24 protein-coding genes are annotated in these 26,151 nt (G+C 63.5%); 7 read left to right on the top strand and 17 right to left on the bottom strand.

Features of this window, described 5'->3' with window-relative positions:
• The first annotated feature begins 134 nt into the window (after positions 1 to 134).
• Complete coding sequence (gene hslU / locus CDO87_RS10560; protein WP_100928743.1) at positions 135 to 1,445, top strand: ATP-dependent protease ATPase subunit HslU; 1,311 nt, start codon at positions 135 to 137, stop codon at positions 1,443 to 1,445.
• 88 nt (positions 1,446 to 1,533) lie between these two features.
• Here the strand turns inward: hslU and CDO87_RS10555 are convergent, their stop codons facing one another.
• From CDO87_RS10555 to modA, 5 genes are read right to left on the bottom strand one after another with little or no spacing between them, the layout of a single operon-like run.
• Positions 1,534 to 3,063, bottom strand: a complete 1,530-nt coding sequence (locus tag CDO87_RS10555) for a cryptochrome/photolyase family protein (RefSeq protein WP_100928742.1) — start codon at positions 3,061 to 3,063, stop codon at positions 1,534 to 1,536.
• Positions 3,057 to 3,722 (bottom strand): SDR family NAD(P)-dependent oxidoreductase, encoded by a 666-nt coding sequence (locus CDO87_RS10550; RefSeq protein WP_100928741.1) that lies wholly within the window; start codon positions 3,720 to 3,722, stop codon positions 3,057 to 3,059. Before CDO87_RS10550 ends, CDO87_RS10555 begins: the two co-directional genes overlap by 7 nt.
• Positions 3,723 to 3,753: 31 nt before the next feature.
• Positions 3,754 to 4,818 (bottom strand): molybdenum ABC transporter ATP-binding protein, encoded by a 1,065-nt coding sequence (modC, locus tag CDO87_RS10545; protein ID WP_100930921.1) that lies wholly within the window; start codon positions 4,816 to 4,818, stop codon positions 3,754 to 3,756.
• A complete protein-coding gene (gene modB, locus CDO87_RS10540) occupies positions 4,818 to 5,507 on the bottom strand; it encodes a molybdate ABC transporter permease subunit (RefSeq protein ID WP_100928740.1) in 690 nt (229 codons plus the stop codon). The genes modC and modB overlap by 1 nt, the downstream gene beginning before the upstream one ends.
• A 3-nt stretch (positions 5,508 to 5,510) precedes the next feature.
• Positions 5,511 to 6,263 (bottom strand): molybdate ABC transporter substrate-binding protein, encoded by a 753-nt coding sequence (modA, locus tag CDO87_RS10535; protein WP_100928739.1) that lies wholly within the window; start codon positions 6,261 to 6,263, stop codon positions 5,511 to 5,513.
• 156 nt (positions 6,264 to 6,419) lie between these two features.
• Here modA and cueR point away from each other — a divergent pair, with 156 nt between their 5' ends.
• Entirely contained in the window at positions 6,420 to 6,815 is a 396-nt protein-coding gene (cueR, locus tag CDO87_RS10530; RefSeq protein ID WP_100928738.1) for a Cu(I)-responsive transcriptional regulator, read from the top strand.
• Between the two features lie 105 nt (positions 6,816 to 6,920).
• Here the strand turns inward: cueR and CDO87_RS10525 are convergent, their stop codons facing one another.
• Positions 6,921 to 7,886, bottom strand: coding sequence for a sodium-dependent bicarbonate transport family permease (locus CDO87_RS10525; protein WP_100928737.1), 966 nt, complete (start codon positions 7,884 to 7,886; stop codon positions 6,921 to 6,923).
• Between the two features lie 97 nt (positions 7,887 to 7,983).
• On the opposite strand from CDO87_RS10525, the gene CDO87_RS10520 reads away from it, so the two are divergent.
• The 3 genes from CDO87_RS10520 (at position 7,984) to wrbA (ending at position 10,765) form a co-directional block, all read left to right on the top strand.
• Complete coding sequence (locus CDO87_RS10520; RefSeq protein ID WP_100928736.1) at positions 7,984 to 8,895, top strand: hydrogen peroxide-inducible genes activator; 912 nt, start codon at positions 7,984 to 7,986, stop codon at positions 8,893 to 8,895.
• A 321-nt stretch (positions 8,896 to 9,216) separates the two neighbouring features.
• Positions 9,217 to 10,125, top strand: a complete 909-nt coding sequence (locus CDO87_RS10515; protein ID WP_100928735.1) for a pirin family protein — start codon at positions 9,217 to 9,219, stop codon at positions 10,123 to 10,125.
• A gap of 46 nt (positions 10,126 to 10,171) precedes the next feature.
• Positions 10,172 to 10,765, top strand: a complete 594-nt coding sequence (gene wrbA / locus CDO87_RS10510; RefSeq protein ID WP_100928734.1) for an NAD(P)H:quinone oxidoreductase — start codon at positions 10,172 to 10,174, stop codon at positions 10,763 to 10,765.
• Between the two features lie 86 nt (positions 10,766 to 10,851).
• Here the strand turns inward: wrbA and gyrB are convergent, their stop codons facing one another.
• The 7 genes from gyrB to mutM form a co-directional block, all read right to left on the bottom strand.
• Positions 10,852 to 13,269 carry a DNA topoisomerase (ATP-hydrolyzing) subunit B gene (gyrB, locus tag CDO87_RS10505; protein ID WP_100928733.1) on the bottom strand — a complete coding sequence of 806 codons (2,418 nt, stop codon included), beginning with the start codon at positions 13,267 to 13,269 and terminating at the stop codon, positions 10,852 to 10,854.
• 85 nt (positions 13,270 to 13,354) lie between these two features.
• The gene (recF, locus tag CDO87_RS10500) at positions 13,355 to 14,449 is read right to left on the bottom strand and encodes a DNA replication/repair protein RecF (protein ID WP_100928732.1); all 1,095 of its coding nucleotides are present in this window, start codon (positions 14,447 to 14,449) and stop codon (positions 13,355 to 13,357) included.
• 82 nt (positions 14,450 to 14,531) lie between these two features.
• Positions 14,532 to 15,650 carry a DNA polymerase III subunit beta gene (gene dnaN / locus CDO87_RS10495; protein WP_100928731.1) on the bottom strand — a complete coding sequence of 373 codons (1,119 nt, stop codon included), beginning with the start codon at positions 15,648 to 15,650 and terminating at the stop codon, positions 14,532 to 14,534.
• Between the two features lie 172 nt (positions 15,651 to 15,822).
• Entirely contained in the window at positions 15,823 to 17,202 is a 1,380-nt protein-coding gene (dnaA, locus tag CDO87_RS10490) for a chromosomal replication initiator protein DnaA (RefSeq protein WP_100928730.1), read from the bottom strand.
• Positions 17,203 to 17,682: 480 nt separating this feature from the next.
• The gene (rpsT, locus tag CDO87_RS10485) at positions 17,683 to 17,949 is read right to left on the bottom strand and encodes a 30S ribosomal protein S20 (RefSeq protein WP_100928729.1); all 267 of its coding nucleotides are present in this window, start codon (positions 17,947 to 17,949) and stop codon (positions 17,683 to 17,685) included.
• 206 nt (positions 17,950 to 18,155) lie between these two features.
• Positions 18,156 to 18,932, bottom strand: coding sequence for an enoyl-CoA hydratase (locus CDO87_RS10480; protein ID WP_100928728.1), 777 nt, complete (start codon positions 18,930 to 18,932; stop codon positions 18,156 to 18,158).
• A gap of 66 nt (positions 18,933 to 18,998) precedes the next feature.
• Entirely contained in the window at positions 18,999 to 19,850 is an 852-nt protein-coding gene (mutM, locus tag CDO87_RS10475) for a bifunctional DNA-formamidopyrimidine glycosylase/DNA-(apurinic or apyrimidinic site) lyase (RefSeq protein ID WP_100928727.1), read from the bottom strand.
• A gap of 233 nt (positions 19,851 to 20,083) precedes the next feature.
• Between mutM and ubiE the strand changes: the two genes are divergently transcribed.
• Together ubiE and ubiB are read left to right on the top strand one after the other, a co-directional pair.
• Positions 20,084 to 20,836 (top strand): bifunctional demethylmenaquinone methyltransferase/2-methoxy-6-polyprenyl-1,4-benzoquinol methylase UbiE, encoded by a 753-nt coding sequence (gene ubiE / locus CDO87_RS10470; RefSeq protein ID WP_100928726.1) that lies wholly within the window; start codon positions 20,084 to 20,086, stop codon positions 20,834 to 20,836.
• The gene (gene ubiB / locus CDO87_RS10465; protein ID WP_100928725.1) at positions 20,833 to 22,365 is read left to right on the top strand and encodes a 2-polyprenylphenol 6-hydroxylase; all 1,533 of its coding nucleotides are present in this window, start codon (positions 20,833 to 20,835) and stop codon (positions 22,363 to 22,365) included. Before ubiE ends, ubiB begins: the two co-directional genes overlap by 4 nt.
• Before the next feature lie 90 nt (positions 22,366 to 22,455).
• Here ubiB and CDO87_RS10460 read toward each other — a convergent pair whose 3' ends face one another.
• From CDO87_RS10460 to CDO87_RS10450, 4 genes are all read right to left on the bottom strand, one after another.
• Positions 22,456 to 22,653, bottom strand: coding sequence for a hypothetical protein (locus CDO87_RS10460; RefSeq protein ID WP_100928724.1), 198 nt, complete (start codon positions 22,651 to 22,653; stop codon positions 22,456 to 22,458).
• A gap of 75 nt (positions 22,654 to 22,728) precedes the next feature.
• On the bottom strand, positions 22,729 to 22,959 hold the full coding sequence (locus CDO87_RS26720) for a hypothetical protein (protein WP_198521862.1): 231 nt from the start codon (positions 22,957 to 22,959) through the stop codon (positions 22,729 to 22,731).
• Positions 22,956 to 23,642 carry a flagellar hook capping FlgD N-terminal domain-containing protein gene (locus CDO87_RS10455; RefSeq protein WP_100928723.1) on the bottom strand — a complete coding sequence of 229 codons (687 nt, stop codon included), beginning with the start codon at positions 23,640 to 23,642 and terminating at the stop codon, positions 22,956 to 22,958. The genes CDO87_RS26720 and CDO87_RS10455 overlap by 4 nt, the downstream gene beginning before the upstream one ends.
• A gap of 6 nt (positions 23,643 to 23,648) precedes the next feature.
• The gene (locus CDO87_RS10450) at positions 23,649 to 26,141 is read right to left on the bottom strand and encodes a flagellar hook-length control protein FliK (protein ID WP_157814964.1); all 2,493 of its coding nucleotides are present in this window, start codon (positions 26,139 to 26,141) and stop codon (positions 23,649 to 23,651) included.
• Between the last annotated feature and the right edge of the window lie 10 nt (positions 26,142 to 26,151).

Here is a 26,151-nt window from a genome sequence, read left to right as displayed (position 1 = left end):
GAAACCTTGATTCGGCATGGCTGGGGTGTCTCCGATCCTTAGATCCAACACGTCGGATCACACGGCGGTTCCTTCAAGGGTTGGATTTTCCGCCTCAGAGGTTATCTCAGCCGCAACGTATCGGAAGGACACTCATGACCGACCTCACACCCCGTGAAATCGTTTCCGAACTGGACCGGTTCATCATCGGCCAGCAGGAAGCCAAGCGCGCCGTCGCGGTGGCGCTGCGCAATCGCTGGCGACGCAAGCAGCTGAGCGACGACCTGCGCGACGAAGTCTATCCGAAGAACATCCTGATGATCGGCCCCACCGGCGTCGGCAAGACGGAGATCTCGCGCAGGCTGGCCAAGCTGGCGCGCGCGCCCTTCATCAAGGTCGAGGCGACCAAGTTCACCGAGGTGGGCTATGTCGGCCGCGACGTTGAACAGATCATCCGTGACCTCGTGGACACCGCGATCATCGACACCCGCGACCACATGCGGGAGGACGTGAAGGCCCGCGCCCATGCCGCCGCCGAGGAACGCGTGATCGAGGCGATTGCCGGGAAGGATGCGCGTTCGGCCACGCGCGAGATGTTCCGCAAGAAGCTGAAGAGCGGCGAACTGGACGAGACGGTGATCGAACTGGACGTGGCCGACACGTCCTCGCCCTTCCCGATGATGGACATCCCCGGCCAACCGGGAGCAGGCCAGATGGGGATGATGAACCTTGGCGACATCTTCGGGAAGGCCTTTGCCGGACGGACCACGCGCAAGAGCATGACCGTCGCCGAAAGCTACGACCTGCTGATCACCGAGGAAGCGGACAAGCTGCTGGACGACGAGACGGTGAAGGCCGCCGCGCTGGAAGCGGTGGAGCAGAACGGGATCGTCTTTCTAGACGAGATCGACAAGGTCTGCGCCCGCCAGGAGGCGCGCGGGGGCGACGTGTCCCGCGAAGGCGTGCAGCGCGACCTGCTGCCGCTGATCGAGGGCACGACAGTGTCGACCAAGCACGGGCCGGTGAAGACCGACCACATCCTCTTCATCGCCTCCGGTGCGTTCCACATCGCGAAGCCGTCTGACCTCTTGCCGGAACTGCAGGGCCGCCTTCCGATCCGCGTGAACCTGAAGGCGCTGACCGAAGGCGATTTCGTGCGCATCCTGACGGAGACCGACAACGCGCTGACCCGCCAGTACACCGCGCTGATGGCGACCGAGGAGGTTGCCGTCTCCTTCACGCAGGAAGGGATCGAGGCGCTCGCGCGCATCGCGGCAGAGGTCAACGGGTCGGTCGAGAACATCGGCGCCCGGCGGCTTTACACCGTGATGGAGCGGGTGTTCGAGGAACTGAGTTTTGCCGCGCCGGACAAAGCGGGCGAGGCGGTAACCGTCGATGCCGATTTCGTGGAGGCACAGCTGGGCGACCTGACCCGGTCGACGGACCTGAGCCGCTACGTCCTGTAGCAAGTATCGCCCCGGCTGGCGCCGGGCCGATCCGCGGGGGCATTGCCCCCGCACCCCCAAGGTATTTGGACCAAGATGAAGGGGCGGGTCAGACGACCTCCCCTTCGTCGAGTTTCTTCAACGTGCGTTCGGCGGCGCGCAGGATGGCGTGACGCTTTTCCTCGTCCATCCTGTCCCAGCTACGGTACATGTTGGCCATGCGGCCGTTTTCCTCGAACCGTTTGCGATGGCGGTCGAGGAAGTGCCAGTAGAGCGTGTTAAAGGGGCAGGCGCCGTCCTCTCCGGACTTTGCATTCACGTCGTAGGCGCAGTGCCTGCAGTGGTCGGACATCCTGTTGATGTAGTTGCCTGACGACACGTAGGGTTTGGAGGCGATGATGCCGCCGTCGGCGAACTGGCTCATCCCGACGGTGTTCGGGGCTTCGACCCATTCGAAGGCATCGATGTAGACGCTCAGATACCATTCGTGCACCTGATGCGGGTCGATCCCGGCCAGAAGGGCGAAGTTGCCGGTCACCATCAGGCGCTGGATGTGGTGGGCGTAGGCGTCGTCCCGGGTCTGCGCGACCGCCGCTTCGACGCAGCGCATCTTCGTTTCTCCGCCCCAGTAGAACCACGGCAGGTCGCGCTTGTGGCCCAGTCCGTTGCGGGAGGGGTAGTCCGGCCCTTCGTGGAAATAGATGCCGCGGACGTATTCGCGCCAGCCGATGATCTGGCGGATGAACCCCTCGGCGGCGTTGATCGGCACGTCCCCGGCTCGCCATGCGTCTTCCGCGGCCTTGCAGACCTCCACCGGATCGAGCAGGCCGATGTTGATCGAGGCGGAGAGGTGAGAGTGCCACAGGTAGCGCTCCCCCTCCATCATCGCATCCTGGTAATCGCCGAACTTCGGCAGGGCGTGTTTGACGAAATGCGCCAGCGCCCGGCGGGCCTGTCCCGTGTCGGTGGCAAAGGTGAAGGGGCGGAGCGTGCCGAAGTTGTCGGCAAAGCGGGCCTCGACAAGATCGAGCACCTCTTCGACCGTCTCGTCCGGCGTGAACCGCATGGGCGCGGTGTCGACCTCGCCCGAGGCGGGTTTGCGGTTGTCGTGGTCGTAGTTCCACTTGTCGCCGGCGGGTTGGTCGCCGTCCATCATCAAGCCGGTCTTGCGTCGCATCTCGCGATAGAAATACTCCATCCGCAGCGCCTTGCGCCCCTTGGCCCAGTCCTCGAAATCCTTGTGGGAGGCGACGAAGCGGTCGTCCTCAAGCTGCGTGACCTTGAGAGGCGTGTCGTCCAGAGCGGCGATCAGCCGCCATTCGCCGGGTTCTGTCGCCAGCACCTCCCCCGCACCGTACTGGTCGGCGCGGCGCAGGAGCTCACCGGGGATGCTGCCGGTGTTGTCGGTGTCGTCGAGCTCGGAATAGGCGACGTCCCAGCCGTCGTCCCTGAGGCGGCCGGCGAACTTGCGCATGGCGGCGAAAATCAGGGCGATCTTCTTGGGATGGTGGCCGACATAGGCCGTCTCGTCCGCGACCTCGGCCATGACGACCACGTCCCTGTCCTTGTCCGCCTTGCGGAGCGCGGCGACGGTTTCGGTCAGCTGGTCGCCCAGGACCAGGACGAGTCGGGTCACCAGGGGATCTCCTTCCCGGCATAGTCGAGGAACCGCCCGCTGTCGGCAGGCGTCAGACTGTCGATCACCGTCAGCAGGTTGCGGGCGGCCTCGTCTGGCGGAACGGTCGGGTGGCGGTCCTGGTAATCGGCGGTGAAGCGGGTGGCGACGGTGCCCGGGTGCAGGCAGACGACGCAGAGCTTGCGGTGCCTGCGGCCAAGCTCGATAGCCGCGCCGCGGACAAGCTGGTTGAGCCCGGCCTTGGCCGCACGATAGGCGTACCAGCCGCCAAGACCGTTGTCTCCGATGGAGCCGACGCGCGCCGACAGAACCGCGACGGTCGCGGGACGGTCGCGGGGGATCAGGCGGCGGGCGTGTTTCAGCACCAGCGCGGGGCCGATGGCGTTCAGCGCGAACTGGTCGGCAAGGCCGCTGGCGGTCAGGGCATCCAGCGACTTTTCCGGTGCGTGGCCGTCGATTTCCAGCGCTCCGGTGGCGACGAAGATCAGGTCGAAGGGCGTATCGAACCGGTTCAGCGCCTCCGCGACGGAGGTTTCGTCGGTGATGTCCAGACCGTCACCGGAGCGCGAGAGCCCGGTGACGGAGACGCCGCGCGAGTCGAGCGCCGCGCAGATCGCGCTGCCGATGCCGCCGCTTGCGCCGATGACCAATGCGTTTTCCATGCAGGCCGAGCTAGCGGGCCGTGGTGCCGCTTCAACCCTGCCCGATGTCCTGCCGTGCGATGGCGACCGTCTTCACGACGGCATGGCAGGCGACGCCGGGCGCCAGTTGCAGCGCCTCCGCTGAGCGGCGCGTGACCCGTGCCAGCAGACGACCGGCGGGGGTGTCGACGACGACGAGGGTGCCCGGACCGTCCCCGGCACGCAGGCTGACCACGGTGCCGGGCAGGATGTTGAGCGCCGAAAGGCCCTCCGGGTGCCCGCGGGACAGGATGACCTCCTGCGCGGCGATACGGATACGGGTCCGGGTGCCGGGCGCTGCATCCGTGCGGGGCAGGAACAGCGCCACCCCGCCCGCGTCGAGTTCGGTCAGCCCGTCCTCGTGGTGCCGGGCGACCGTCGCTTCGAGCACTGCGCCGACGCCGCGGATGCCCGCGGGCACCACGTCCGGGTCGCCCAGCACGTCGGCGGGCGTGCCCTGCCGTGTCACCTTGCCCTCGTCGAGGACGACAACCGTCGTTGCGAGGCGGGCGACCTCGGCGGGGGAATGCGTGACGTAGAGGATCGGGCAGCGGGCCTCGTCCCGCAGGCGTTCGAAGTAGGGCAGGATTTCGGCCTTGCGCGGCTCGTCTAGGGCAGCCAGCGGTTCGTCGGCGAGGATCAGTTGCGGTTCGCTCAGAAGCGCACGGCCGATGGCGACCCTTTGCTGCTCTCCCCCCGACAAGGCGCGGGGGCGGCGGTCGAGCAGGTCGCCGATCCCCAGCATTTCGACCACGCGCGACAGGTTCGGCGCCTTCCGCCGGGAATACAGAAGGTTCTGGCGGACGGTGAGGTGGGGGAACAGGCGGCCTTCCTGGAAGATCACGCCGAGACCGCGCTTGTGCGGCGGCAGCCAGATGCCCTTCGCCGTGTCGCAGAGCGTCCGGTCGTGCAGGGTCACGCGCCCCTCGTCCGGGCGCAATAGACCGGCGGTGGCCTTGAGGACCGTGCTCTTGCCTGAGCCGGATCGCCCGAACAGGACCGTCACCCCGGCGGGCGCGGTGAACTGCGCGTCCAGTTGGAACCGGTCGAAGGCATGTTTCAGGTGCAGGTCCAGCATCACGCCCCCACCCGCGCCGCAACCCGGCGCGACGCCCATTCCGACACCAGAAGCGCGCCCATCGCCACGATGATCGACACCACCACGAGCCGCAGGGCAGAGGCTTCGCCGCCCGGGATCTGCAGGAAGGCGTAGATGGCAGAGGGCAGGGTCTGGGTCTGTCCGGGGATGTTCGAGACAAAGGTGATCGTCGCGCCGAATTCACCCATCGCCTTGGCGAAGGCGAGGATCGCCCCGGTCAGCAGGCCCGGCAGCATGAGGGGCACCGTCACCGTGACAAAGACACGGACCCCCGACGCGCCAAGCGTTGCCGCCGCCTCTTCCAGCCGCGGGTCGATGGCCTCGATCGACAGGCGCATGGCGCGGACCATCAGCGGAAATCCCATGATCGCCGCTGCCAGCGCCGCGCCGGTCCAGCGGAAGGCGATACCGAGTCCGATGGTTTCGAGGAACCCACCGACCGGGGCCCTTGGCCCGAAGGTCAGAAGCAGGAGGTAGCCCGTCACGACCGGCGGGAGGATCAGCGGCAGGTGCACCAGCCCGTTGAGGATCTGCTTGCCGGGGAAGGTCCAGCGCGCCAGGGCGTAGGCGGTCAGCAACCCGAACGGCAGGGAGGCAACGACCGCCCAGAAGGAGACCTTGACCGACAGGGCCACGGCGCTCCATTCCTCCGGTCCGAGCCAGTCCATCCGTTACTCCGCGATGACCGTGAAGCCGTGCCGCAGGAAGATGTCCTGCGCCGGTCCCGTTTCGAGGAAGGACAGGAACGGCAGGGCGTCCTGTTGTTTTTCGACGATCGACGCGGCGGGGTAAAGGATCGGCGGATGGCTGTCCCGCGGGAACGCCGCTTTCACGTAGACGCGCGGTTCGGCCTGAGCGTCGGTGCGGTAGACGACGCCGAGCGGCGCCGCCCCCACCGCGACGAGGGCCAAAGCGGCGCGAACGTTGTCGGCCTGCGCGACCTGCCTTGCGACGCTGTCCCAAAGTCCCAGATGTTCCAGCGCCGCCTTGCCGTAGATGCCCGCGGGCACCGCATCGACAAGCGCCATGGCCAGTTTGCCGCCGTCCAGCCAGCCGGCCAGATCGCTGTCGGGCGTGAGCTCTGCGACCGGCCCTTCGACCCCGGCCGCAAGCACCAGCGAGTTGCCCAGCAGGTCGCGGCGGGTGCCGGGCGCCAGCAACCCGTCCTCTTCCAGCACGTCCATCCAGGCGGTGTTGGCGGAGATGAATACGTCCGCGGGCGCGCCCTGCTGGATCTGGCGCGCAAGGGCGGACGATCCGGCGTAGGAGATCACCGGGTCGTCCCCTGTTTCATCACGGTAAAGCTCCGCCACCTCGTCGAGCGCGTCACGCAGACTTGCCGCGGCGAATACGGTGATCTCGCGCGCTGCGGCGGGCGCGGCGAGCGACAGGCATATCAGAAGGGGCAAAAGCAAACGTGTCATCCCGCGTTTCTCGCACGCGACCGGCACCGTAGCCAGTTGAAAAGCCGTGAAGGCAGACGCGACCATTGGGCAATGCGTGGCGGCGTGGGGCGGTCAAGCCGAAGTGACTTTACCTTCCACAAGCTGGAGGGTTTAATGACGCAAAGGAGACCCGCCATGAACATCGGACAGGCAGCCAAGGCCACGGGGCTTACCGTCAAGACCGTGCGCTACTACGAGGATCTCGGCCTGGTGAAGGCAGATCGGGCCGAAAACGGCTATCGGGATTTCTCCGATACCGCGGTGGATCGACTGCGGATCCTGGCGCAGGCCCGGCATCTGGGGTTTGGCCTGGAAGAATGCCGCCGCCTGCTGGACCTGAACGCCGACCCGACCCGCGCCAGCCGTGACGTGCGCGCCCTGGCGATGCAGAACCTCGACACGGTCCGCGACAAGATCAGGCAGTTGAAGACGCTCGAGGCGGAGCTTCAGACCCTCATCAGCCAATGCCATGGCGACGATGACCCGGATTGCGCCATTCTGGACGGGTTGTCGGCCCGCGCCACGGCCTGATCCGGCTGCCGTCTGCGGGTGCGGCCTGATCGGCACAGCCCTGCCCCGGCAATTTGCAGACCGGCATGGCCGGTCCACACGGGGCCAGCCTGTTGACCGCCACACTCACACCAGCTCTGTCAGCCACAGGTAAAGCGGCAGGCCGAGGATGATGTTGAACGGGAAGGTCACGCCCAGCGAAAGCGTCAGGTAGATGCCCGCTTCGGCCTGCGGCAGGGCGATCTTCATCGCCGCGGGGACCGCGATGTAGGAAGCCGAGGCAGACAGGACCATCAGCAGAAAGAGGCTGCCGGTCTGCAATCCGATCACCGTTCCCACCCCCATGGCCAGAACCGCGCCGATCACCGGCATCAGCAGTCCGAAGGCGAAGAGCCCCGCACTCAGCAGATGCCGGTTCAGCAACAGGCTGCGTCCCGCCGTCAGGCCCATGTCCAGAAGGAAGAGGCATAGGATGCCAGTGAAGGGGGTGACGACGAAGGGGGCGATCATCTCCATCCCCTGGTCCTGTGTCAGCGTGCCGATCAGGAACGCCCCGGCAAGCAACACGATGGACCCATTGGCGAAGAGGTCGCGCATCGGCACGCTGCCGGAGGACCCCTGCTGCCCGAAACGGTGCGCGATCCAGAGCGCCGAGAGGATCGCGGGCACTTCCATCGTGGCAGCGACGGCAACCATGAAGCCATCGGACGCGACGCCGGTGAGTTGAAGCAGGCTGGAGGCCGCGACAAAGGTCACGATGGAGATCGACCCGTAGTGCCCGGCCACGGCGGCGGCGTTCAACGCATTCAGCCGCGTCATGCTGCGCAGCAGGCCGTAGGCGATGAACGGAATCGCGAAGGACAGCAGCAGCCCTGCGCAAAGTGCAGCGAAGACCTCGGTGTTCAGGCCATTGTCCGCAAGGCTGTGACCGCCTTTGAATCCGATGGCCAGCAGGAGGTAGATGGACATGAACTTGGCCGCGCCTTCGGGGATGGACAGATCGCTGCGGACCACGGCGGCCACGAGCCCAAGGACGAAGAAAAGGATTGTCGGCACCATCAGGTTGCCGACGAGGCTGTCGAATATCTGCATCGGTCGAAACTCCGGGAAGGGTTTCAGCCCTGTTGCCCGGATTTCTGGCATAGCTTAAATACAAATGGATGAGCAGTTGAATAGCTTGGAGCTATGAATGCGGCCGACCCTGCGCCAGATGGAATACATCGTCGCCGTGCACCAGCTTGGCAGTTTCGGGCTGGCCGCCGAAAAGCTGCATGTCAGCCAGCCAAGCCTGTCCAACCAGGTTGCGGCGGTCGAAACCGACATGGGCGTCCGGCTGTTCGACCGCGGGCGCGCCGGGGCGCGGACAACGGCCCGGGGGCTGGAGTTCGTGACCCGTGCCCGCCGCATCCTGTCGGAGGTCGAGGCCCTGCGCAGCACGATGCTGTCGGACCTGCCCTTCGGAGGGCGGCTCCGGCTGGGCGTGCTGCCCTCCATCGGGCCCTACCTGTTGCCTCAGGCGATGAAGGCGCTGCACGAAGACGAACCCGAACTGCGCGTGATCGTGCGCGAGGAAAACACCCTCAGCCTTGATGAGGGGCTGCGAAATGGCCGGTTCGATGCGGTCATTTCCACGCCCGAGGATCACCCCAACACCTTCCAGCGGCCGCTTTTCGTCGAACCGCTGTGGGTCGCTGTCGCGCAGGATCATCCGCTGGCCGGGCGCAGCCGGATCGGGGCGGCGGACCTTGCCGGCCAGCGGCTTCTGACGCTGGACACCGGCCACAGGCTGGCGCGGATCGTCTATGGCATCGCGGGCGCCAGCGGGGCGACGGTCTCGGACGACTACGAGGGGACGAGCCTCGATTCCATCGTGCTGATGGCTGCCACCGGCGCAGGCATCGGCATCCTTCCGGACCTCTTCGCCCGGCGGCAGGGCATCCACCGGAGCGAAGTCCGGGTCATGCCACTGGAGATGCCGGATGCGGACCGCACGATCAGCCTGCTGGTGCCGGTGGATCGGTCCGAGGGTCTGGCCGACCACATGGCGGGCATCCTGCGCGGCGCGGCCGAGACGCTTGACCTGGCGGTGGCGCGCGGCTGAGGCGGGGCGGGGGCCCAGGCGAGGCCATCTTCGCAGTGAGCCTCCTATTTACGCACATCGCAACGGCGCCGGTTCTCTGACCCCAGGTTTGACCGCCACGTACAGGCAAAGACCTGATTGACCCCTAAAAATTGGGTTTGCGGCGCGCGAGTTCCTCTCAAATGCGCTGTCCCGTGCTTGGCGGCACCCAAAAGACGCGCCCCATTCCCCACACAAAATCACCGGTTTCTGCGCGCCTGCGCACAGACGGTACGGGTTCTTCACCAATTCCAATTCATCGCGAAGGTCCCACATTGAGTGCAATGACAAACGGAGCGTCCCATGACCTTTAGACCTGTCTCGGCCACCACCAAAGCGCAGCCCGCCATCGAAGGCGCCGGCGTCCATCTGCATCGTGTCTTCGGCTTCGGTGATCCGTCGCTGACAGACCCGTTCCTGATGATGGACGACTTCCGCAACGACGATCCGCGGCTCTATTCGAAGGGATTTCCCTGGCACCCGCATCGCGGCATCGAAACCATCACCTACGTGCTCGACGGCGAGGTCGAGCATTCGGATTCGCTTGGCAACAAGGGCCGCCTCGGCGCCGGCAGCGTCCAGTGGATGACCGCCGGGTCCGGGATCGTGCATCAGGAAATGCCTTTCGGCAATGCCAAGGGCCAGATGCACGGGTTCCAGCTTTGGGCAAACCTGCCGTCTTCGCTGAAGTTGACTGCGCCGCGCTATCAGGACATCACCGGCAGCGACATCCCCATCGAGGGAGATGACGACGGCACGACGGTCAAGGTCATCATCGGCTCGTTCTGGGGCAAGACCGGCCCGGTCGACGGCATCGCGGCCAACCCCATGCTGCTCGACGTGTCGATCCCCGCAGGCCGCCGCAAGGTTCTGCCGGTCGATACCCGGTCAAACGCGCTGGCTTATGTGTTCGCCGGCTCCGGGACCTTCCGCGACGCCAGCGATCCGGTGGGCATCAAGGTCGAGAAGGAGTACCGCGGGCAGGAACTCAACATCCGCGACATGACCGGAAACCGCACGCTGGTCCGGTTCGGCTCGGGCGACGAGATCACCGTTCAGGCGGGCGACGAAGGCATCCGCTTCCTGCTGATGACCGGGCGCCCGATCCAGGAACCCGTCGCCTGGCACGGCCCCATCGTCATGAACACGCAGGATGAATTGCGGCAGGCTTTCAAGGAACTGAACAACGGCACGTTCATCAGGAACGCTTGACCGCGCCGGCAACCGCCTAAGTCCAACTCAAAGGAAGGAGATCAACATGGCACAACCCAAGATCGCAATCGTTTTCTATTCGACCTACGGCACCAACCATTCCGTCGCACTCGCGGCAGCAGAGGCAGCCGAGGCAGCCGGTGCCGAAGTGCGCCTGCGCCGCATCCCGGAAACCGCCCCCAAAGAGGTCGTCGAGGGGCAGGACGCCTGGAAGGCGCAACTCGAAAAGATGAAGGACATCCCGGAGGTCACGGCGGATGACATGGAGTGGGCGGACGGCTACTTCTTCTCGGCCCCGACGCGCTTCGGCGTGGTCGCAAGCCAGATGCGCGCGTTCATCGACACGCTCGGCGGGCTGTGGGGATCTGGCAAGCTGGCCAACAAGACCTTCACCGCCACGACAAGCGCCCAGAACCCGCATGGCGGGCAGGAGACGACCCTCCTGAGCCTCTACACCACCGCGATGCACTGGGGCGCGATCATCGTTGCACCGGGCTACACCGACGAGTCGATCTTTGGTGCCGGCGGCAACCCCTACGGTTTCTCGACCAAGCCGGACGGTTTCGACGACGCCGGCAAGGCTGCCCTTGCCCATCAGGCAAAACGGCTTGTGGAGATGACGGCCAAACTGGTCGGCTGACGAAAAAAAGAAAGGTCGCGCAAACCCTTGCGCGACCTCCACATCTTGCGAGGGGTGCGCAATGCCATGCGCGCCCCTTTTCTTTTTCAGAAGTCCAGATTCTCTACCGACAGGGCGTTCTGCTGGATGAAGTCGCGGCGCGGTTCCACCACGTCGCCCATCAGCTTGGTGAACAGGTCGTCGGCTTCGGTCATGTCGTCGATGGTCACCTTCAGCAGCGTCCGGGCGTTCGGGTCCAGCGTGGTTTCCCAAAGCTGGTCCGGGTTCATTTCACCCAGCCCCTTGTACCGCTGCAGCGACAGGCCTTTTTCGCCTTCTTCCAGGATCGCCTTGAGCAGTTCGAGCGGACCGTGGATCAGCTGTCTGCGGTCCTTGCGCTCGAGCGTCGCGGGGCTGCCGTAGACCGCCTGAAGGCTCTCGGTCAGGGTGCCGGTCCGGCGTGCCTCTCCGGAGCGGAGCATCGGGCCGTCCAGCGTCCGCACCTCTTCGACACCGCGCAGGATACGGGCAAGGCGGACGCCCTTGTCCTGCGTGATGCGACCGATCCAGCCACGCTCGTATTCCAGGGCCACGAGGTCGAGACGTGCGGCGACCTTGTCGGCGACGCCCTGCAGGTCCGAATCCACGGCACCGGGCACAAAGGCCCCGGCAATGGCGGCCTGTTCGAGGATGTGGCGCGGGTAGTGCGTCGGGAAGGCGTCGAGGACACGCTTGAGCTGACGCGCCTCCTCCACCACACGCACGAGATCCTGGCCGCCGATTACCTCGCCATTGCCCTGCAAGAGCTGCGCGTTCTCGATGCCCTGCTGGATCAGGTAGTCCTCAAGCGCGGTCTGGTCCTTCAGGTAGACCTCCGACTTGCCGCGCGCGACTTTGTAGAGCGGCGGCTGCGCGATGTAGAGATAGCCGCCCTCGATCAGTTCGGGCATCTGGCGGTAGAAGAACGTCAGCAGAAGCGTCCGGATGTGCGCACCGTCCACGTCCGCGTCGGTCATGATGATGATCTTGTGATAGCGCAGTTTCGAGATGTTGAACTCGTCCCGGCCGATGCCGGTCCCGAGCGCCATCACGAGGTTGCCGATTTCCTGGCTGCCCAGCATCCGGTCGAAGCGGGCCCGCTCCACGTTCAGGATCTTGCCGCGCAGGGGAAGGATGGCCTGCGTCCGGCGGTCACGTCCGGTCTGGGCAGAGCCGCCGGCGGAGTCACCCTCGACCAGAAACAGTTCGGTCTTCGAGGCGTCCTTTTCGGAACAGTCCTTCAGCTTGGCGGCGTTGAACGACACGTCCATCGCGGTCTTGCGGCGGGTCAGTTCGCGCGCCTTGCGGGCGGCTTCTCGGGCCATGGCGGCCTCGATGATCTTGCCGGTGATCTGCTTGGCCTCGGTTGGGTTTTCCTCGAACCATTCGCCCAGCTTCTCGTTCATCAGAGATTCCACCGCCGGGCGGACCTCGGACGAGACCAGCTTGTCCTTGGTCTGGCTGGAGAATTTCGGATCGGGCACTTTCACGGACAGGACTGCCGTCAGACCTTCACGGGCGTCGTCGCCGGTGAAGTTGATCTTCTCCCGCTTCGCGATCCCGCTTTCCTGCGCATACTTCTGCAACTGGCGGGTCAGCGCACCACGGAAGCCCGCAAGGTGGGTGCCGCCGTCTCGCTGCGGGATGTTGTTGGTGAAGGGCAGGACGTTCTCGTGATAGCTGTCGTTCCACCACATCGCGACCTCGACACCGATGCCGTCCCTTTCGCCTTCCATGTAGATCGGCTCCGGCATGACGGCCTGCTTCGAGCGGTCGAGGTATTTGACGAATTCACGTACCCCGCCCTCGTAGTGCAGCTCGATATGCAGCGGTTCGGCCGGGCGGTCGTCTTCGAGAATGATCCGCACGCCGGAGTTCAGGAAGGCCAGTTCGCGCAGGCGCTTTTCCAGCGTGTGGAAATCGTAGTCGAGGTTGGAGAAGGTGCCCGTGGACGCGAGAAAGCGCACCTCTGTGCCCTGCTCGCCCTCGGCATCGCCGACGACGCGAAGGTGTTCCGTGGTCTCGCCGTGCTCGAACTTGGCGTAGTGCTCCTTGCCATTGCGCCAGATGCGCAGCTCGAGCCAGACGGAGAGCGCGTTCACCACCGACACGCCCACGCCGTGCAGACCGCCGGAGACCTTGTAGGAATTCTGGTCGAACTTACCGCCGGCGTGCAGCTGGGTCATGATGACCTCCGCGGCCGAGACCCCCTCTTCGGTGTGGATGTCGGTGGGAATGCCGCGTCCGTTGTCGCGCACCGATACGCTGGAATCCGCGTGGATCTTCACGTGAACGTAGTCAGCGTGTTTGGCCAGAGCCTCGTCGATGCCGTTGTCCACGACCTCGTAGACCATGTGGTGCAGACCCGAACCGTCGTCCGTGTCGCCGATGTACATGCCGGGACGCTTGCGGACCGCTTCCAAGCCCTTGAGAACCTTGATGGAATCGGCGCCGTATTCGTATGCTTCGCTCGGCTGGTCGGACATGCCCATTTCCCTTGTTATTTTGCCCCGATTTATAGACTCCGGGCCGGGGAATGTCACGTCTCAGACACAAGATTTGGTATAAAGTTCAGGGTTTTGAAACTACGGATCCGGAGGGCCCTTCAGAGACCTCCAGCGCCTGCGCCCGGTCGCCCAGTTCGGCGAAAAGTTCCGGTCCCGTCCCGGTCATCCAGGCCTGTGCGCCCAAAGCGCTTATCTCGTCGAAAAGGGCGGCGCGGCGTCCGGCGTCGAGGTGCGCGGCGACCTCGTCCAGCAGCAGGATCGGCGGGTGCCCTTCGTCCGCCGCAAGCGCCCGGGCGTTCGACAGGATCAGCGAGATCAGCAGCGCTTTCTGTTCACCGGTCGAGCAGTCGGCGGCAGGCACCCCCTTGGCCGCGAAGGTGCCGATCAGGTCGGCGCGGTGGGGACCCACAAGCGTCCGCCCCGCCGCCAGATCCCGCCTGCGGCTTTCCTCCAGCGCGACGCGAAGATCGGCGGCAGAGCCGGGCATCTCGCCGTCGCCATGCACGAGGTCCAGCGTCGCGGCCGGGAAGCGCGTCTCGGCGCCGTCCTGCGCCTCTGCGATCCGGTCGAGCGCGGCCAGCCGGTTGACGTGCAATGCTGCCCCTGCCTCTGCCATCTGGCGTTCAAGGGCCGTGTACCAGTGCGGGTCCCGAACCATGTCCTTCAGGAGCCTGTTACGTTCCCGCATCGCCTTGTCGTAGTCGAGCGCCGCCTGCGCGTGATCGGGGAAAAACGACAGGGCGATCCGGTCGAGGAACCGCCGCCGCCCCTCCGCCCCTTCGATCCACAGCCGGTCCATGGCGGGGATGAGCCAAACCGCGCGGGCGATCCGTCCAAGGGCAACCTGGCTGGCCTGCTTGTCGTCTATACGCACATTGCGCGCCGCGCCGCCTTCGGACGTAAACGCGATTTCGTGCGTACCTTGCGGATTTTCCAGCGTCCCGGTGATCTTCCAGCCAAGGGATTCCGGTCGCCGGGCCATGTCCTGCGCCGACGCCCGCCGCAGACCCCGCCCCGGCGAGAACAGGGACACGGCTTCGATCAGGTTGGTCTTGCCCGACCCGTTCGGACCCCAGATCGCCACCGGACGGTGATCGACGTCGATGACCACCCGCTTGTGCGAGCGGAAATGCGACAGGCTCAGGTGCGACAGGTGCACGGTTGCGCCCCTGGCTGGTGGTTCGAAGGGGTATGTCTGCCCGAGGCCGCGATTCTTCGCTGAAAAATCGGCGCTCTCCCGGTCACACGCGCATCGGCATTACCACGTAGACCGCGCTGGTGTCGTTGCCTTCCCGCATCAGGGTCGGATCGCCGGACGAGTTGAACATGAATACCGCGTTCTCCCGGTCCACCTGGCTGGCGATTTCCAGCAGGTATTTCGCGTTGAAGCCGATCTCCAGCCGCTCGTCGCCGTAGGCAACCGCCAGTTCTTCCTCTGCCGCGCCGCTGTCGGGGGCGTTGACCGACAGGATGAGCCGGTCCTCGTCAAGCTGCAGCTTCACAGCGCGCGACCGTTCCGACGACACGGTAGCCACACGGTCGACCGCCTTGGCGAACTCGGAGGCGTCGACTTCCAGCTTGCGTGTGTTGCCCTGCGGGATGACGCGTGTGTAGTCGGGGAAGGTGCCGTCGATGACCTTCGAGGTCAGCGTGATGTCGGGTGTCGCGAACCGGACCTTGGTTTCGGAGACGGAAACGGCGATATCCATGCCGTCCTCGTCGAGAAGCTTGCGCATTTCACCCACGGTCTTGCGGGGGACGATCACGCCGGGCATGTCCGCGGCGCCGTCGGGCAGCGGCGCGTCGATGCGGGCCAGCCGGTGGCCGTCGGTCGCGACGCAGCGCAGGGCCGGACCGCCATCGCCGTCGGCCACATGCATGTAGACGCCGTTCAGGTAATACCGTGTTTCCTCGGTCGAGATTGCGAACTTGGACTTGTCGAACAGGCGGCGGAGGACTTCGGCCTTGGCGGTGAAGTTCGAGCCGTATTCGGACGATGCCATGACCGGGAAGTCTTCTTTCGGCAGCGTCGCGAGGCTGAAGTTCGAACGGCCCGCAGACACTGTCAGCCGCCCGGTGCCCGGTTCCTCGGCAAGGGCAACAAGCGATCCGTCCGGCAACTTGCGAACGATCTCGTGCAGGGTGACGGCGGACACCGTGGTGCCGCCCGGCTTCTCGACCTGGGCCACGGCCTTGTCGAGAACCTCGATATCGAGGTCGGTGGCGCGGAACGTGACCGTCTCGCCTTCCGCCTCGATAAGGACGTTGGCCAATATCGGAATGGTATTGCGCCGCTCCACGACCGATTGCGCCTGCGCGACCGCGCGCAGAAGCGCCGCCCGTTCCATGCTGATCTTCATCGCACTACACCCTCTCCGCCAGTCCGGACGCGCACGTTAGCGCGGAGCGGACCCCGCTCCAAGCCGGTTTTCGCCATTTGTCTGTTGGATTTCCGGAAGCGTCAAGGCGCGCCGCCCCGAAACGGCGTGCCACGGCTCCAAGTGTTGTGAGGCAGACTCAGGATGCGCCTTTTCAGGCCTCCAGAGCGCGGCGCAGCATCTCCACATCTTCGTCGATCTGGCCGTCCTGCTGGCGCAGCTCTTCGATGCGCCGCACGCCGTGCATGACGGTGGTGTGGTCGCGCCCGCCAAAGCGGCGGCCGATCTCCGGAAGGGACCGCGATGTGAGCTGCTTGCACAGGTACATGGCCACCTGCCGCGGACGGGCAAAGTTGCGGACCCGCTTCGGCCCGATCATGTCCGACAGGCGGATGTTGTAGTGCTCGGCCACCTTGCGCTGGATCTCGTCGATGGAGATCTTGCGCTCCGACGCGCGCAGCACGTCGGCAAGACTGTCCTGCACGAGATCCATGTTGATCGGTTTGCCGACCAGCGAGGCGAAGGCGAACAGACGGGTCAGCGCCCCTTCGAGCACGCGCACGTTCGTCGAGATACGATGCGCGAGGAATTCAAGCACGCCATCGTCGATCTGCAGGCCCGGGTGCATGCCGCGATAGACCTCGACCTTCGACTGCAGGATGCCGAGGCGGAGTTCGTAATCGGTCGGATGCAGGTCGACGACGAGGCCGGACTGAAGCCGCGAACGGATGCGGTTTTCCAGGTCCTTGATCTCGTCCGGGGCACGGTCGGCGGAAATGATGATCTGCTTGTTCTGGTCCACGAGCGCATTGAACGTGTGGAAGAACTCTTCCTGCGTGGAATCCTTGCCCGCGATGAACTGCACGTCGTCGACCATCAGCACGTCGACGGAGCGGAACATCTCCTTGAAGTCCATCATCTTTCGTTCGCGCAGCGCCTGCACGAAGCGGTACATGAACTGTTCTGCCGACAGGTACAGCACGGTCAGACCGGGATTGCGCTGCGACAGCTCCCACGCAATGGCGTGCATCAGGTGCGTCTTACCAAGGCCAACACCACCATACAGGAACAGCGGGTTGAACGTCACCGGACCGCCCTCGGCCACGCGGCGCGCGGCGGCGTGAGCCAGTTCGTTCGGTTTGCCGACCACGAAGGTGTCGAAGGTAAATCGCATGTCCAGCGGCGCACCCGGCAGCTGCTGGTCGCGGGAAGACGTGACCGGCGCCTGCTCCGTTTCCGGAAGGTTCAGCGGTTTGGCCTTTTCCTCGGCCTTGTCGCTGGGGTCGTCCACGATCCCGGCCTGGAATGCCAGACGGCGCGCCGACGGTTCCACCGTGGAAATCTGTGCCAGAAGCATGTCGCCGAAGTTCTGCGAGACGTACGTCCCGAAGAAGTTCGTCGGTGCCTGCAGCGTTACGATGCCCTCAGGCGTAACTCCGCGGAAGCGCAACGGCTCGATCCAGGTCTTGTAGTTGTTCTGACCGATCGTCTTGCAAATCTGCTCTTGGAGGGCGCCCCATTGTTCTTTTGTCATCCGCCAACTGTGTCCTCAGTTCCGTTCCTGCTCTCCGCCTGCCGACGGACGCGTTCACGCACAGCGAGGAACAGAACAGCCCGCTCGTAACCCGTAAGGTTCGAGGCGTGGAGCGACTGCTCCAACGATCCACCGATTCCCGCGCCCGATGTCCCCTCGGTGCGCAGGTCCGAAGACCCGGTCTGTATCCTGGACATGGCCAGGGTTTCCCCTGAACATCATCAAAAGCACTTCAAGTGCCCTGACAAGTTTGCCCCCGCTTTCCCCAATGAACGCGTGGGCTGGCAGCCTTGTCCCCCCAGTGCGACGTGACTCGCTCGGTGAAATTACCAACCTTCGTCAGTTTCCGGCAACCGATCTTGTAGCTTGACTCGGTGAATCCGGAAAAAGAATCTGGCGTTCCTGCAACACCTTGAAAACGCAAAAAAGCGCCCTTGTGAGGGCGCTTTTTCAACACATGGTATTGGTATTGCTGGCGCTTCAGGCGCCGATCGACTTCACGCGTGACGCGAGGCGCGACATCTTGCGGGAAGCGGTGTTCTTGTGGAACACGCCCTTGGTCACGCCGCGCATCAGTTCGGGCTGGGCCGCCTTCAGCGCTTCCTGTGCCGCGGACTGATCGCCGGATGCGATCGCCTCTTCGACCTTGCGGAGGTAGGTGCGGATGCGCGAGCGACGTGCCTTGTTGACGGCGTAACGCTTTTCCGACTGACGTGCGCGCTTCTTGGACTGGGGTGTGTTTGCCATGATGATCGGTCCTGTTCGTGGTATCGGTTCAAGTTCTCTGTGACGACGCAATGCCTCTCAGGACCCGAACGGACTGCGGGACCGATTCTTGCCTGAGCGGGCATCACGCGCATGTATGACGGGCGCCTATATAGCACACACCCGGTTTCGGCAAGCATCACGTTCGGATGCTTGCCGGAATCTGTACTTTCCGGCCTGATCCGCGGTCAGCGGTCCCGGAACTGGGCCGAGCGCTTTTCCATGAATGCGCCCATGCCCTCCTTCTGGTCCTCGGTGTTGAACAGCGCGTGGAAGGCACGGCGCTCGAACAGCAGACCCTGGGACAGCGTCGTCTCGTAAGAGATGTTCACCGCTTCCTTGCAGGCGATGGTCGAGATCATCGACTTCTCTGCGATCTTCTCGGCCGCGGCGCGGGTCTCTTCCATCAGTTGCTTTGCCGGCACGACGCGGCTGACGAGGCCGGAACGCTCCGCCTCTTCCGCGTCCATGAACCGGCCGGTCAGCGTCATGTCCATCGCCTTTGACTTGCCGACAAAGCGGGTCAGGCGCTGCGTGCCACCAAGACCGGGAATCACCCCGAGGTTGATCTCAGGCTGGCCGAACTTCGCGTTGTCGGCGGCGATGATGAAGTCGCACATCATCGCCAGCTCGCAACCGCCACCCAGCGCGTATCCAGCAACGGCGGCGATGATCGGTTTGCGGGTGCGGCCGATGGTGCCGCCTTCCGCCCCGAAGAAATCCGACAGGAACATGTCGACGTAGCTCTTGTCGGACATTTCCTTGATGTCGGCACCGGCGGCGAACGCTTTCTGCGAACCGGTGATGATGATGCAACGCACCTTGTCGTTGCCATCAGCTTCCTTCAGCGCCTGGCACAGCTCTCCCAACATCTCGGAGTTGAGAGCGTTCAGGGCGTCGGGGCGATTGAGTCTGATGGTGGCGACGTGGTCTTCTACTTCGACGATGATCGTCTCATAGGCCATGAGAATAGGGCTCCGTCCGGTTCCGTCAGAGGCCAAGCCTTAACACTTCGGTGAAGACGATCAAGCTTATCTTTGGCAGGTCGGGCAGAAGAAGGACGACCGCCCCGACTGCACGATACGCTGGATCTTACTGGTGCAACCGGGCGCCCTGCATGGCTCACCCTCACGTCCGTAGACGTCAAAGCTGTGCTGGAAATATCCAAGTTCTCCATCGGCTTGCCGGAAATCCCGGAGAGATGATCCGCCCGCCGCGATGGCGTCGTCCAGCACGTCGCGGACGATGGGAACCAGCGCCGAAATCCGCGCCGCGGAGATGCGGACACAACGTCGCGCCGGATGGATGCCGCCACGGAACAGCGCTTCACAAACGTATATGTTGCCCAGTCCGGCGACGATCTTCTGGTCCAGAAGCGCGGATTTGACCGGCATGTTCCGCCCCTTGAGTCGCTCCACGAGGTGGGATTCGGTGAAGGCATTGCTCAGCGGTTCCGGACCGATCCGGGCGAGCAGCGGGTGCGCCTCGGCCGCCTGCGTGGGCATCAGGTCCATGGCGCCGAAGCGACGCGGATCGTTGAACGTGACGCGGGCGCCGTTCTCCATGTCGAAGACGACGTGATCGTGTTTCTCCGGCATGGGATGCGCGTGCACGAACTGGCCGAGGGGATCGCCCGACACCAGCATCCGTCCGGACATACCGAGGTGGATCAGCAGGGTTTCGTCCGTGGACAGGTCGGCGAGGATGTACTTTGACCGCCGGCGAAGCTGCAAGACACGCGCCCCGGTCAGCCGTTCGGCCATCCGTTCTGGAAAAGGCCAGCGGAGGTCGGGCCGGTTGACCTGTGCGCGCGCGATGACCTGGCCTTCCATGACGGGGGCCAGACCGCGGCGCACGGTTTCGACTTCGGGCAGTTCGGGCATTGCGCATCTCCGGGGAGGTGAAGCCGACATGTAGTCAGCGACCGGCGCCCCGTAAAGCGCACGGCATCGCCATAGCTGTCCGCACGACCTCCCGGCGTCTTGATCGGCCCCGCCCGGGCGCATACGTCCCTCGCGCTGCCGGCGTCCGCATTCCTGCGACCCAACGCAACGCGCCGCATTGCAGAGCGATGCCTACGCCCTATAAGTCTCTGCGACACGAAAGGACGCCTCGCATGAACGACACCAGCGGAAAAACCACCCATTTCGGCTTCTCCGAAGTGCCGGAGGGCGAAAAGGCGGGGCGTGTTCAGGGGGTCTTCCGATCCGTGGCGTCCAAGTACGATGTCATGAACGACGCCATGTCATTCGGCATTCACCGCGTCTGGAAGGACGCGATGATGGACTGGCTCGCGCCGCGCCGCGGTACGAAGCTGCTGGATGTGGCGGGTGGCACCGGCGACATTTCCTTCCGCTACCTGAAACGTGCGGGCGACGGGCATGCGACCGTGCTCGACCTGACGGAACCGATGCTGGTCGAGGGTCGGAAACGGGCCGAGGCGTCATCCCTTGGCGACCAGCTCGACTGGGTGGTGGGCGACGCGATGAAGCTGCCGTTCCCGGACAACAGCTTCGACGTCTACACGATCTCCTTCGGCATCCGGAATGTCACCCGCCCGCAGGAAGCCCTGAACGAGGCATACCGCGTGCTGCGTCCGGGCGGACGGCTGATGGTGCTCGAATTCTCGCAGATTCCCAACGACCTGATGCAGTGGGCCTATGACCTCTATTCGTTCCACATCATCCCGCGCATGGGACAGGTGATCGCCGGGGACCGCGACTCCTACCAGTATCTCGTTGAATCCATACGCAAGTTTCCAGACCAGGAAACCTTCCTGGGAATGGTGCGCGCGGCGGGCTTCGGCAATGCGAAGTACCGGAACCTGTCGATGGGCGTGGCCTGCCTGCATTCGGGCTGGAAGCTTTGAGGGGTCCGCACAACATCTGGCGCCTGATCCAGACAGGCGCGACGCTTGAACGGACTGGCGCGATGCGCGTGGTTCTGGATGCCTTCGACGCGCCCGCACCGCTGCGGGTGGCCGCCCGGGTGCTCGGCTGGCCCTTCAAGTGGCTGGGCGATGAGGGCGATCCGTCCACACCGCCCGCGGTGCGCGCCCTGACGGCGCTTGGCCCGGCCTACATCAAGTTCGGCCAGATCCTGTCGACCCGGCCAGACGTGGTCGGCGCCGAGATGGCGACCCAGTTGCGCGTCCTTCAGGACAAATTGCCCCCCTTCTCGATCGAAGAGGCCAAGGAGCAGGTTCTGGCCGAGATCGGCCTGCCCGTGGACGAGATCTTTGCCGAGTTCAGCGAACCCGTCGCCGCGGCCTCCATCGCGCAGGTGCACAAGGCCACGCTACGCGAGACCGGCCAAAGCGTCGCCGTGAAGGTTCTACGGCCCGGAATCGAGCGGGCCTTCCGCCGCGACATCGACGCTTTCTATTTTGCAGCCTGGGTGATCGAGACGCTGTCGCCCTCGTCCCGCCGCCTGCGGCCCCGCGAAGTCATCGCGCATTTCGAAGGCGTGGTGATGGGCGAACTCGATCTTCGCCTCGAATCCGCCGCCGCGAGCGAATTTGCGGCGAACACGGAAAACGACGAGGGCTTCCAGCTTCCGCAGGTCAACTGGATGCTGTCGGGCCGTCGCGTCATGACCATGAGCTGGGCCGAAGGCGTTCCGCTTGGCGACAACGCCGCCATCGACGCCATGGGCCACGACCGCGTCGCCCTTTCCCAGCGTGTCCTGCAACTGTTCCTCAACCACGCGCTGCGCGACGGCTTCTTTCATGCCGACATGCACCAGGGCAATCTGAAGGTCGCGCCGAATGGCGATATCATCGCCTATGATTTCGGCATCATGGGGCACATCGACGAATACACGCGCCGGGTCTACGCCGAGATCCTCTTTGGTTTCATCCGGCGCGACTACAAGCGCGTCGCCGAGGTGCACTTCGAAGCGGGCTACGTGCCCGCGGACCGCGACATCGACGAATTTGCCCGCGCGCTCCGCGCCGTCGGAGAGCCCATCTTTGGCATGGACGCGACCCGCATCTCGATGGGCAAGCTGCTGGCCTACCTGTTCGAGGTGACGGAACGGTTCGGCATGGAAACACGGACGGAGCTGATCCTCCTGCAACGCACCATGGTGGTTGTGGAAGGCGTCGCCCGATCCCTTGATCCGCACATGAACATCTGGCGCGTCGCCCAGCCCGTGGTCGAAGACTACATCAAGAAGTCCATCGGCCCGCGCGCGGCTGCGTCGGATCTGATGAAGACGGCGGCGGTGATGGCCCGGTTCGGTCCGCGCCTGCCCAAGCTGGTGGAGGCCGCCCTGATCCGACAGTCCCAGCCCGAACCGGAGCAGCGCCGCAATCCCTGGCCCGCACGGCTGTTCTGGGCTTCGGGCGGTGCCGCAGCCTCTGCCGCGGTCATCCTGCTTGCTCCGTTCTTCGGATAGGTCGAGCTGCCTGACCTACAAATGAAAAACGGCGGCAATATTGCCGCCGCTCTCTATGCTTTGTTTGTCGACCTTAATGTCGACGCGGCCTCACTTGGTGCCGGTCGAGGAGTCGTTGTTGGTGCCCGCAGTGATCGCGATGACAGCGGCGATACCACCGATGACGACCAACGCCGGCACCGCGGAAACCTGCGAGGATGCAAACGGGTCAGCCTGCTGGGCAGAAGCCGGCGCGCTGAAGGAAGCTGCGAGGGCCACGACCGCCGCGATGGTAGAGATCTTTTTCATGACTATGCTCCAGTCTCAGAATGATGGACGCGGTACGCCCTACTTCAGGCAACGTAGCGTTTTCAGTGCTGCCTATCAAATGGCAAATTCTGCAGGTGCGCGGAACGGCACCTTGTCGCCTGCAAAATTCACCGGTTTGCGCCACCAGTGTGGCACGTTTGCATGTTTTTTCCGCGCATGCGAAATACGGATCCCCACGAGAAGCCCATACACGTTGAAGATGCATCGATCTTTTCGCTTCTTAACCAAGATTTTCCTTCCTTCGCGTCCAAGTTTTTCGAATCGGCAACCGCCATCGTGCGTCATTGCCGTGCCTGTCGCAGGCCTCCAATCTCTTCCGAGGTCGCCTCGGTCCCGTCGGCGAAGCGCAAGAGGACCGTCCCGTCGTCATTGCGCACCTCGTCTATGCGGCTGTAGACACGCGCCATGGTAGAGCCATCGAACCGCTGGTCGATGTAGCTTTCCACGTCGAAACGGTAGATGCCGGGGGGCAGAGGGTTGCCTTCGCTGTCGCCTCCGCCCCAGAACACCACCTCCTCGCCGACATCGATGTCGAAGCGCTGCACCTCTTCTCCGCCCGCGTCGCGCACCACCAGCACGGCGCGGTCTGCGTCCTCGGAATAATCGGGGCGGATCGTCACGGGGGCACCGTCGAACATGGCGGGTGCGCGGACCAGCCCTTCCATCCCGATCCAGCGACCGAATTCATTCAGCGAATTGCCGCCCAGGGTTGCACTGATGTTGCGGAGCAGTTCGTTGGTCTGCACCTGCTGTTCTACAGAGGAGAACGTCGCTAGCTGCGTCGCATACTCCGTCGAGTCGACGGGGTTCAGCGGATCCTGGTTCTGCACCTGCACGGTGAGCATCTTGAGGAACGTCTCAAAGTCGGAACTCAGAACGGCCCGCGTGTTCTGCTCGACCGACGGCTTCTGGGCCGTCTGGCCGGACTGGTTGCCATACAGTGGCGCTGGATCAGAGACAGTGACCATGTTTCCTCACATCCTGATGTCGAGGCCATCGGCCCCATCGGTTTCGATGCCCGGCAGAGGCGCGAGGTCGTCATCCACAGCTGGAACCAAATCGAGCGCATCGCCAAGAGATGTTTCGCGTTGGCGTCGTTCCTCGCCAAAGGTGAACCCGGCATTTTCATAGCCGGCGTCTGCCAGATTCCGCGCCAGCTCGTCTACATGGCGGCGCATCAGGTCCAGCGTCTCGGTCCGGTCCGCCTGGATGTTCACGACAAGACCGTGCTCGCCGGAATGCATGTACATCCGAACCCGGCCAAGTTCCTCCGGCGACAAACGAAGCTCGACCGTCTGGTCGCTCAGACGTGCGAACGCCTCCGAGACCTGCCGGATCACAGCACTGGGGTCGGTCCTGTTAAGCGGTTGATACTGCGTTCCACCGGCTTGGTTTGCCTGCGACGCGCCGCTTGAGGACGCCCCGCTCACGGGAAGATCGGTGCCGCCGACATCCTCTTCGGTAACATCCTCAAAGGCCTGCAGTGCGACCGCAATAGTGGTCCCAGCCGGGTCGGGCCATCGCGCAGTTGTGGACGGGTCGGTTGGCTGAGTCGTGGTCGCAAGCGCAGCGCCGCTCACCACAGTTTTATTGTCGGTTCCAGCATCGCTTGTCTCCCGATTGGCGACATTCTCACGCTCATTGTTCTTCAATATCTGACGGACAATGACCGATTCTGACGAAACTGAATGCTGCGCTACGCTAACTTCGTCTCTTGTTGCGTACATGGCGACGGGCGAAGGGTCGGCAGCGTCCCTATGCTGAGTGGCAGACAGTTCAGAAGCAAGCGGAGTCATTTCTCTCGCACGGTCTTGCGGTTGCGTTACCGCAGTCGACATGCCTTCGGACCCCACACGACCAGCGACGATATTGGGCTCGCAGTTTGCGCCCGGAGGATTGGCTTCCGAGTTCTTAACGCCCCAAGTCGGTTCCTGATGGCGCTGGTCAGAACCAAGAAAAGTGCCGCTGGTATGCCGCAACATTCCACGCTTTGGTTCAGGACCGACGATTTGGGGTGATGCGATTTCATTATTCTGGTTACTGATGGCTTTCGGTACATCCTTGGAGGTTTCGGCAACACCGGAAAGCTGCAAGGTCTTGGCTGTTAGGTCCGTCTTATCGACCTTCTCGATACCGTGTCGAGACTGTTGGGCGCGGCCTGAGGTTCGCAATAGATCCCCAGGAAAAACCGCTTCCTTTGAAGCGTCTCCCGAAAGTGTCGTTTCCTTTTTGCTGATATCAAATCTGAGAGAGCTTCGATCACGGACGGCCGCATCGCCGTCATTATGTGGACTCAGTTCGGTTGTCGCGACGGAATAAGGCTTGGTTCCATCTGAGTTTTTCTTGCTCCTATTTGTACCTTCAGAAATTAACGTCTCCGGAGCCCCTCCCGCTGTGAGCTTTTTTTGAGAAATCTCAGAGAACGAGATTACCTGGCTTGCGGCCCCAGTTCGAGGCTCGTCAAACCTCGATCTAATTGTACTTTCCTTGCTCTCCGCCACTGCCGAAAGGCCTTGAGCAGCAAAATTCTCTAGAAGTCCGAGGTCTTTTTCCAACTGGTTCTTTGACGACTGAACGTGTGAACCACCAGAAAGTGATGCACCAATAGCTATGCTGCGTTGCCCGTGATTAACACCAACAACATTGCCAGTGTTTCGATCTGGTCCACTGTCCGCTCTGGTGAACCGCAGTGAGGCAGGACTACTCTCGATATCACTTTCGATTACCCTATTTGCAAACCTTGAGACACCCTTGTTATTATCGGAGTCGCTTGCCTCCAAATTCATGCTTTGAGGCTCTGCATTGAAACGGTTAGAGTTTAATTCAAGGCCATTCTTGGTGTATTGGAGCTGATCCGAACGCGCGACTCTATCCTTTCCGAATTCTCCATTTTGACTTTCTACAGGAAGTACTGAGGCGGGAGATGCCTGATCTCGGCTTTTGGGGCATGAGTATTTTTCTAAATCAATATTATCCGGGGACAAGCTGCTCGGCGACCTTTTTAAGGCTGGTTCAGGGCGAATGAGTACATTACTTGGGACGTGTAGTCCCTCTAGAGAATGTCCAACTGATCTTTGGTTTTCTGATTCTCTTCGAGTCCTCGGGTGTCCGAAGCCGGCATCTTCCAAAGACTCGCCTATCTGAAGCTCTGACGAAGTATCAGGATCGAAAATGGCGCTTTCTTCAAAGCTCGTCGATTTTTCATCAGAATTTTCAATGTCAACGGAATCAGTTTCGACAGCATCAGCTTCTTGTACATCGGCCTCCTGTGCGGCTGATCTCACAAGGCGTGCACCATCTCCATCCTTTGCAGCGGACCGTTTCTCGCTGTTCATACCATCCGGACGCGCCTGAGACCCACTTTCAAAGATCTGATCGAAATCCTCACCGCTGTTACGGTTCTGACTCTGCCCTTTGGAACCGGCCGCTCCGGCAAGGCTAATCGGGTTTGTCGGTTGAATAAACATGGCAGCTCCG

It is taken from the genome of Sagittula sp. P11 (assembly GCF_002814095.1).
Lineage (GTDB): Bacteria > Pseudomonadota > Alphaproteobacteria > Rhodobacterales > Rhodobacteraceae > Sagittula.
Note: the sequence above shows the minus strand (reverse complement) of the source record. Positions and strands in the feature narration are given on the sequence as shown.

Coding starts and splice junctions, on each gene's coding strand:
- modA (WP_100928739.1), bottom strand. CDS start 6,263: ATGACACGTTTGCTTTTGCCCCTTCTGATATGCCTGTCGCTCGCCGCG.
- CDO87_RS10450 (WP_157814964.1), bottom strand. CDS start 26,141: ATGTTTATTCAACCGACAAACCCGATTAGCCTTGCCGGAGCGGCCGGT.
- CDO87_RS10455 (WP_100928723.1), bottom strand. CDS start 23,642: ATGGTCACTGTCTCTGATCCAGCGCCACTGTATGGCAACCAGTCCGGC.
- hslU (WP_100928743.1), top strand. CDS start 135: ATGACCGACCTCACACCCCGTGAAATCGTTTCCGAACTGGACCGGTTC.
- CDO87_RS10460 (WP_100928724.1), bottom strand. CDS start 22,653: ATGAAAAAGATCTCTACCATCGCGGCGGTCGTGGCCCTCGCAGCTTCC.
- wrbA (WP_100928734.1), top strand. CDS start 10,172: ATGGCACAACCCAAGATCGCAATCGTTTTCTATTCGACCTACGGCACC.
- CDO87_RS10550 (WP_100928741.1), bottom strand. CDS start 3,722: ATGGAAAACGCATTGGTCATCGGCGCAAGCGGCGGCATCGGCAGCGCG.
- dnaA (WP_100928730.1), bottom strand. CDS start 17,202: ATGACAAAAGAACAATGGGGCGCCCTCCAAGAGCAGATTTGCAAGACG.
- CDO87_RS10515 (WP_100928735.1), top strand. CDS start 9,217: ATGACCTTTAGACCTGTCTCGGCCACCACCAAAGCGCAGCCCGCCATC.
- dnaN (WP_100928731.1), bottom strand. CDS start 15,650: ATGAAGATCAGCATGGAACGGGCGGCGCTTCTGCGCGCGGTCGCGCAG.
- CDO87_RS10525 (WP_100928737.1), bottom strand. CDS start 7,886: ATGCAGATATTCGACAGCCTCGTCGGCAACCTGATGGTGCCGACAATC.
- mutM (WP_100928727.1), bottom strand. CDS start 19,850: ATGCCCGAACTGCCCGAAGTCGAAACCGTGCGCCGCGGTCTGGCCCCC.
- cueR (WP_100928738.1), top strand. CDS start 6,420: ATGAACATCGGACAGGCAGCCAAGGCCACGGGGCTTACCGTCAAGACC.
- CDO87_RS10480 (WP_100928728.1), bottom strand. CDS start 18,932: ATGGCCTATGAGACGATCATCGTCGAAGTAGAAGACCACGTCGCCACC.
- gyrB (WP_100928733.1), bottom strand. CDS start 13,269: ATGTCCGACCAGCCGAGCGAAGCATACGAATACGGCGCCGATTCCATC.
- rpsT (WP_100928729.1), bottom strand. CDS start 17,949: ATGGCAAACACACCCCAGTCCAAGAAGCGCGCACGTCAGTCGGAAAAG.
- modC (WP_100930921.1), bottom strand. CDS start 4,818: ATGCTGGACCTGCACCTGAAACATGCCTTCGACCGGTTCCAACTGGAC.
- CDO87_RS26720 (WP_198521862.1), bottom strand. CDS start 22,959: ATGACGCACGATGGCGGTTGCCGATTCGAAAAACTTGGACGCGAAGGA.
- ubiE (WP_100928726.1), top strand. CDS start 20,084: ATGAACGACACCAGCGGAAAAACCACCCATTTCGGCTTCTCCGAAGTG.
- CDO87_RS10520 (WP_100928736.1), top strand. CDS start 7,984: ATGCGGCCGACCCTGCGCCAGATGGAATACATCGTCGCCGTGCACCAG.
- modB (WP_100928740.1), bottom strand. CDS start 5,507: ATGGACTGGCTCGGACCGGAGGAATGGAGCGCCGTGGCCCTGTCGGTC.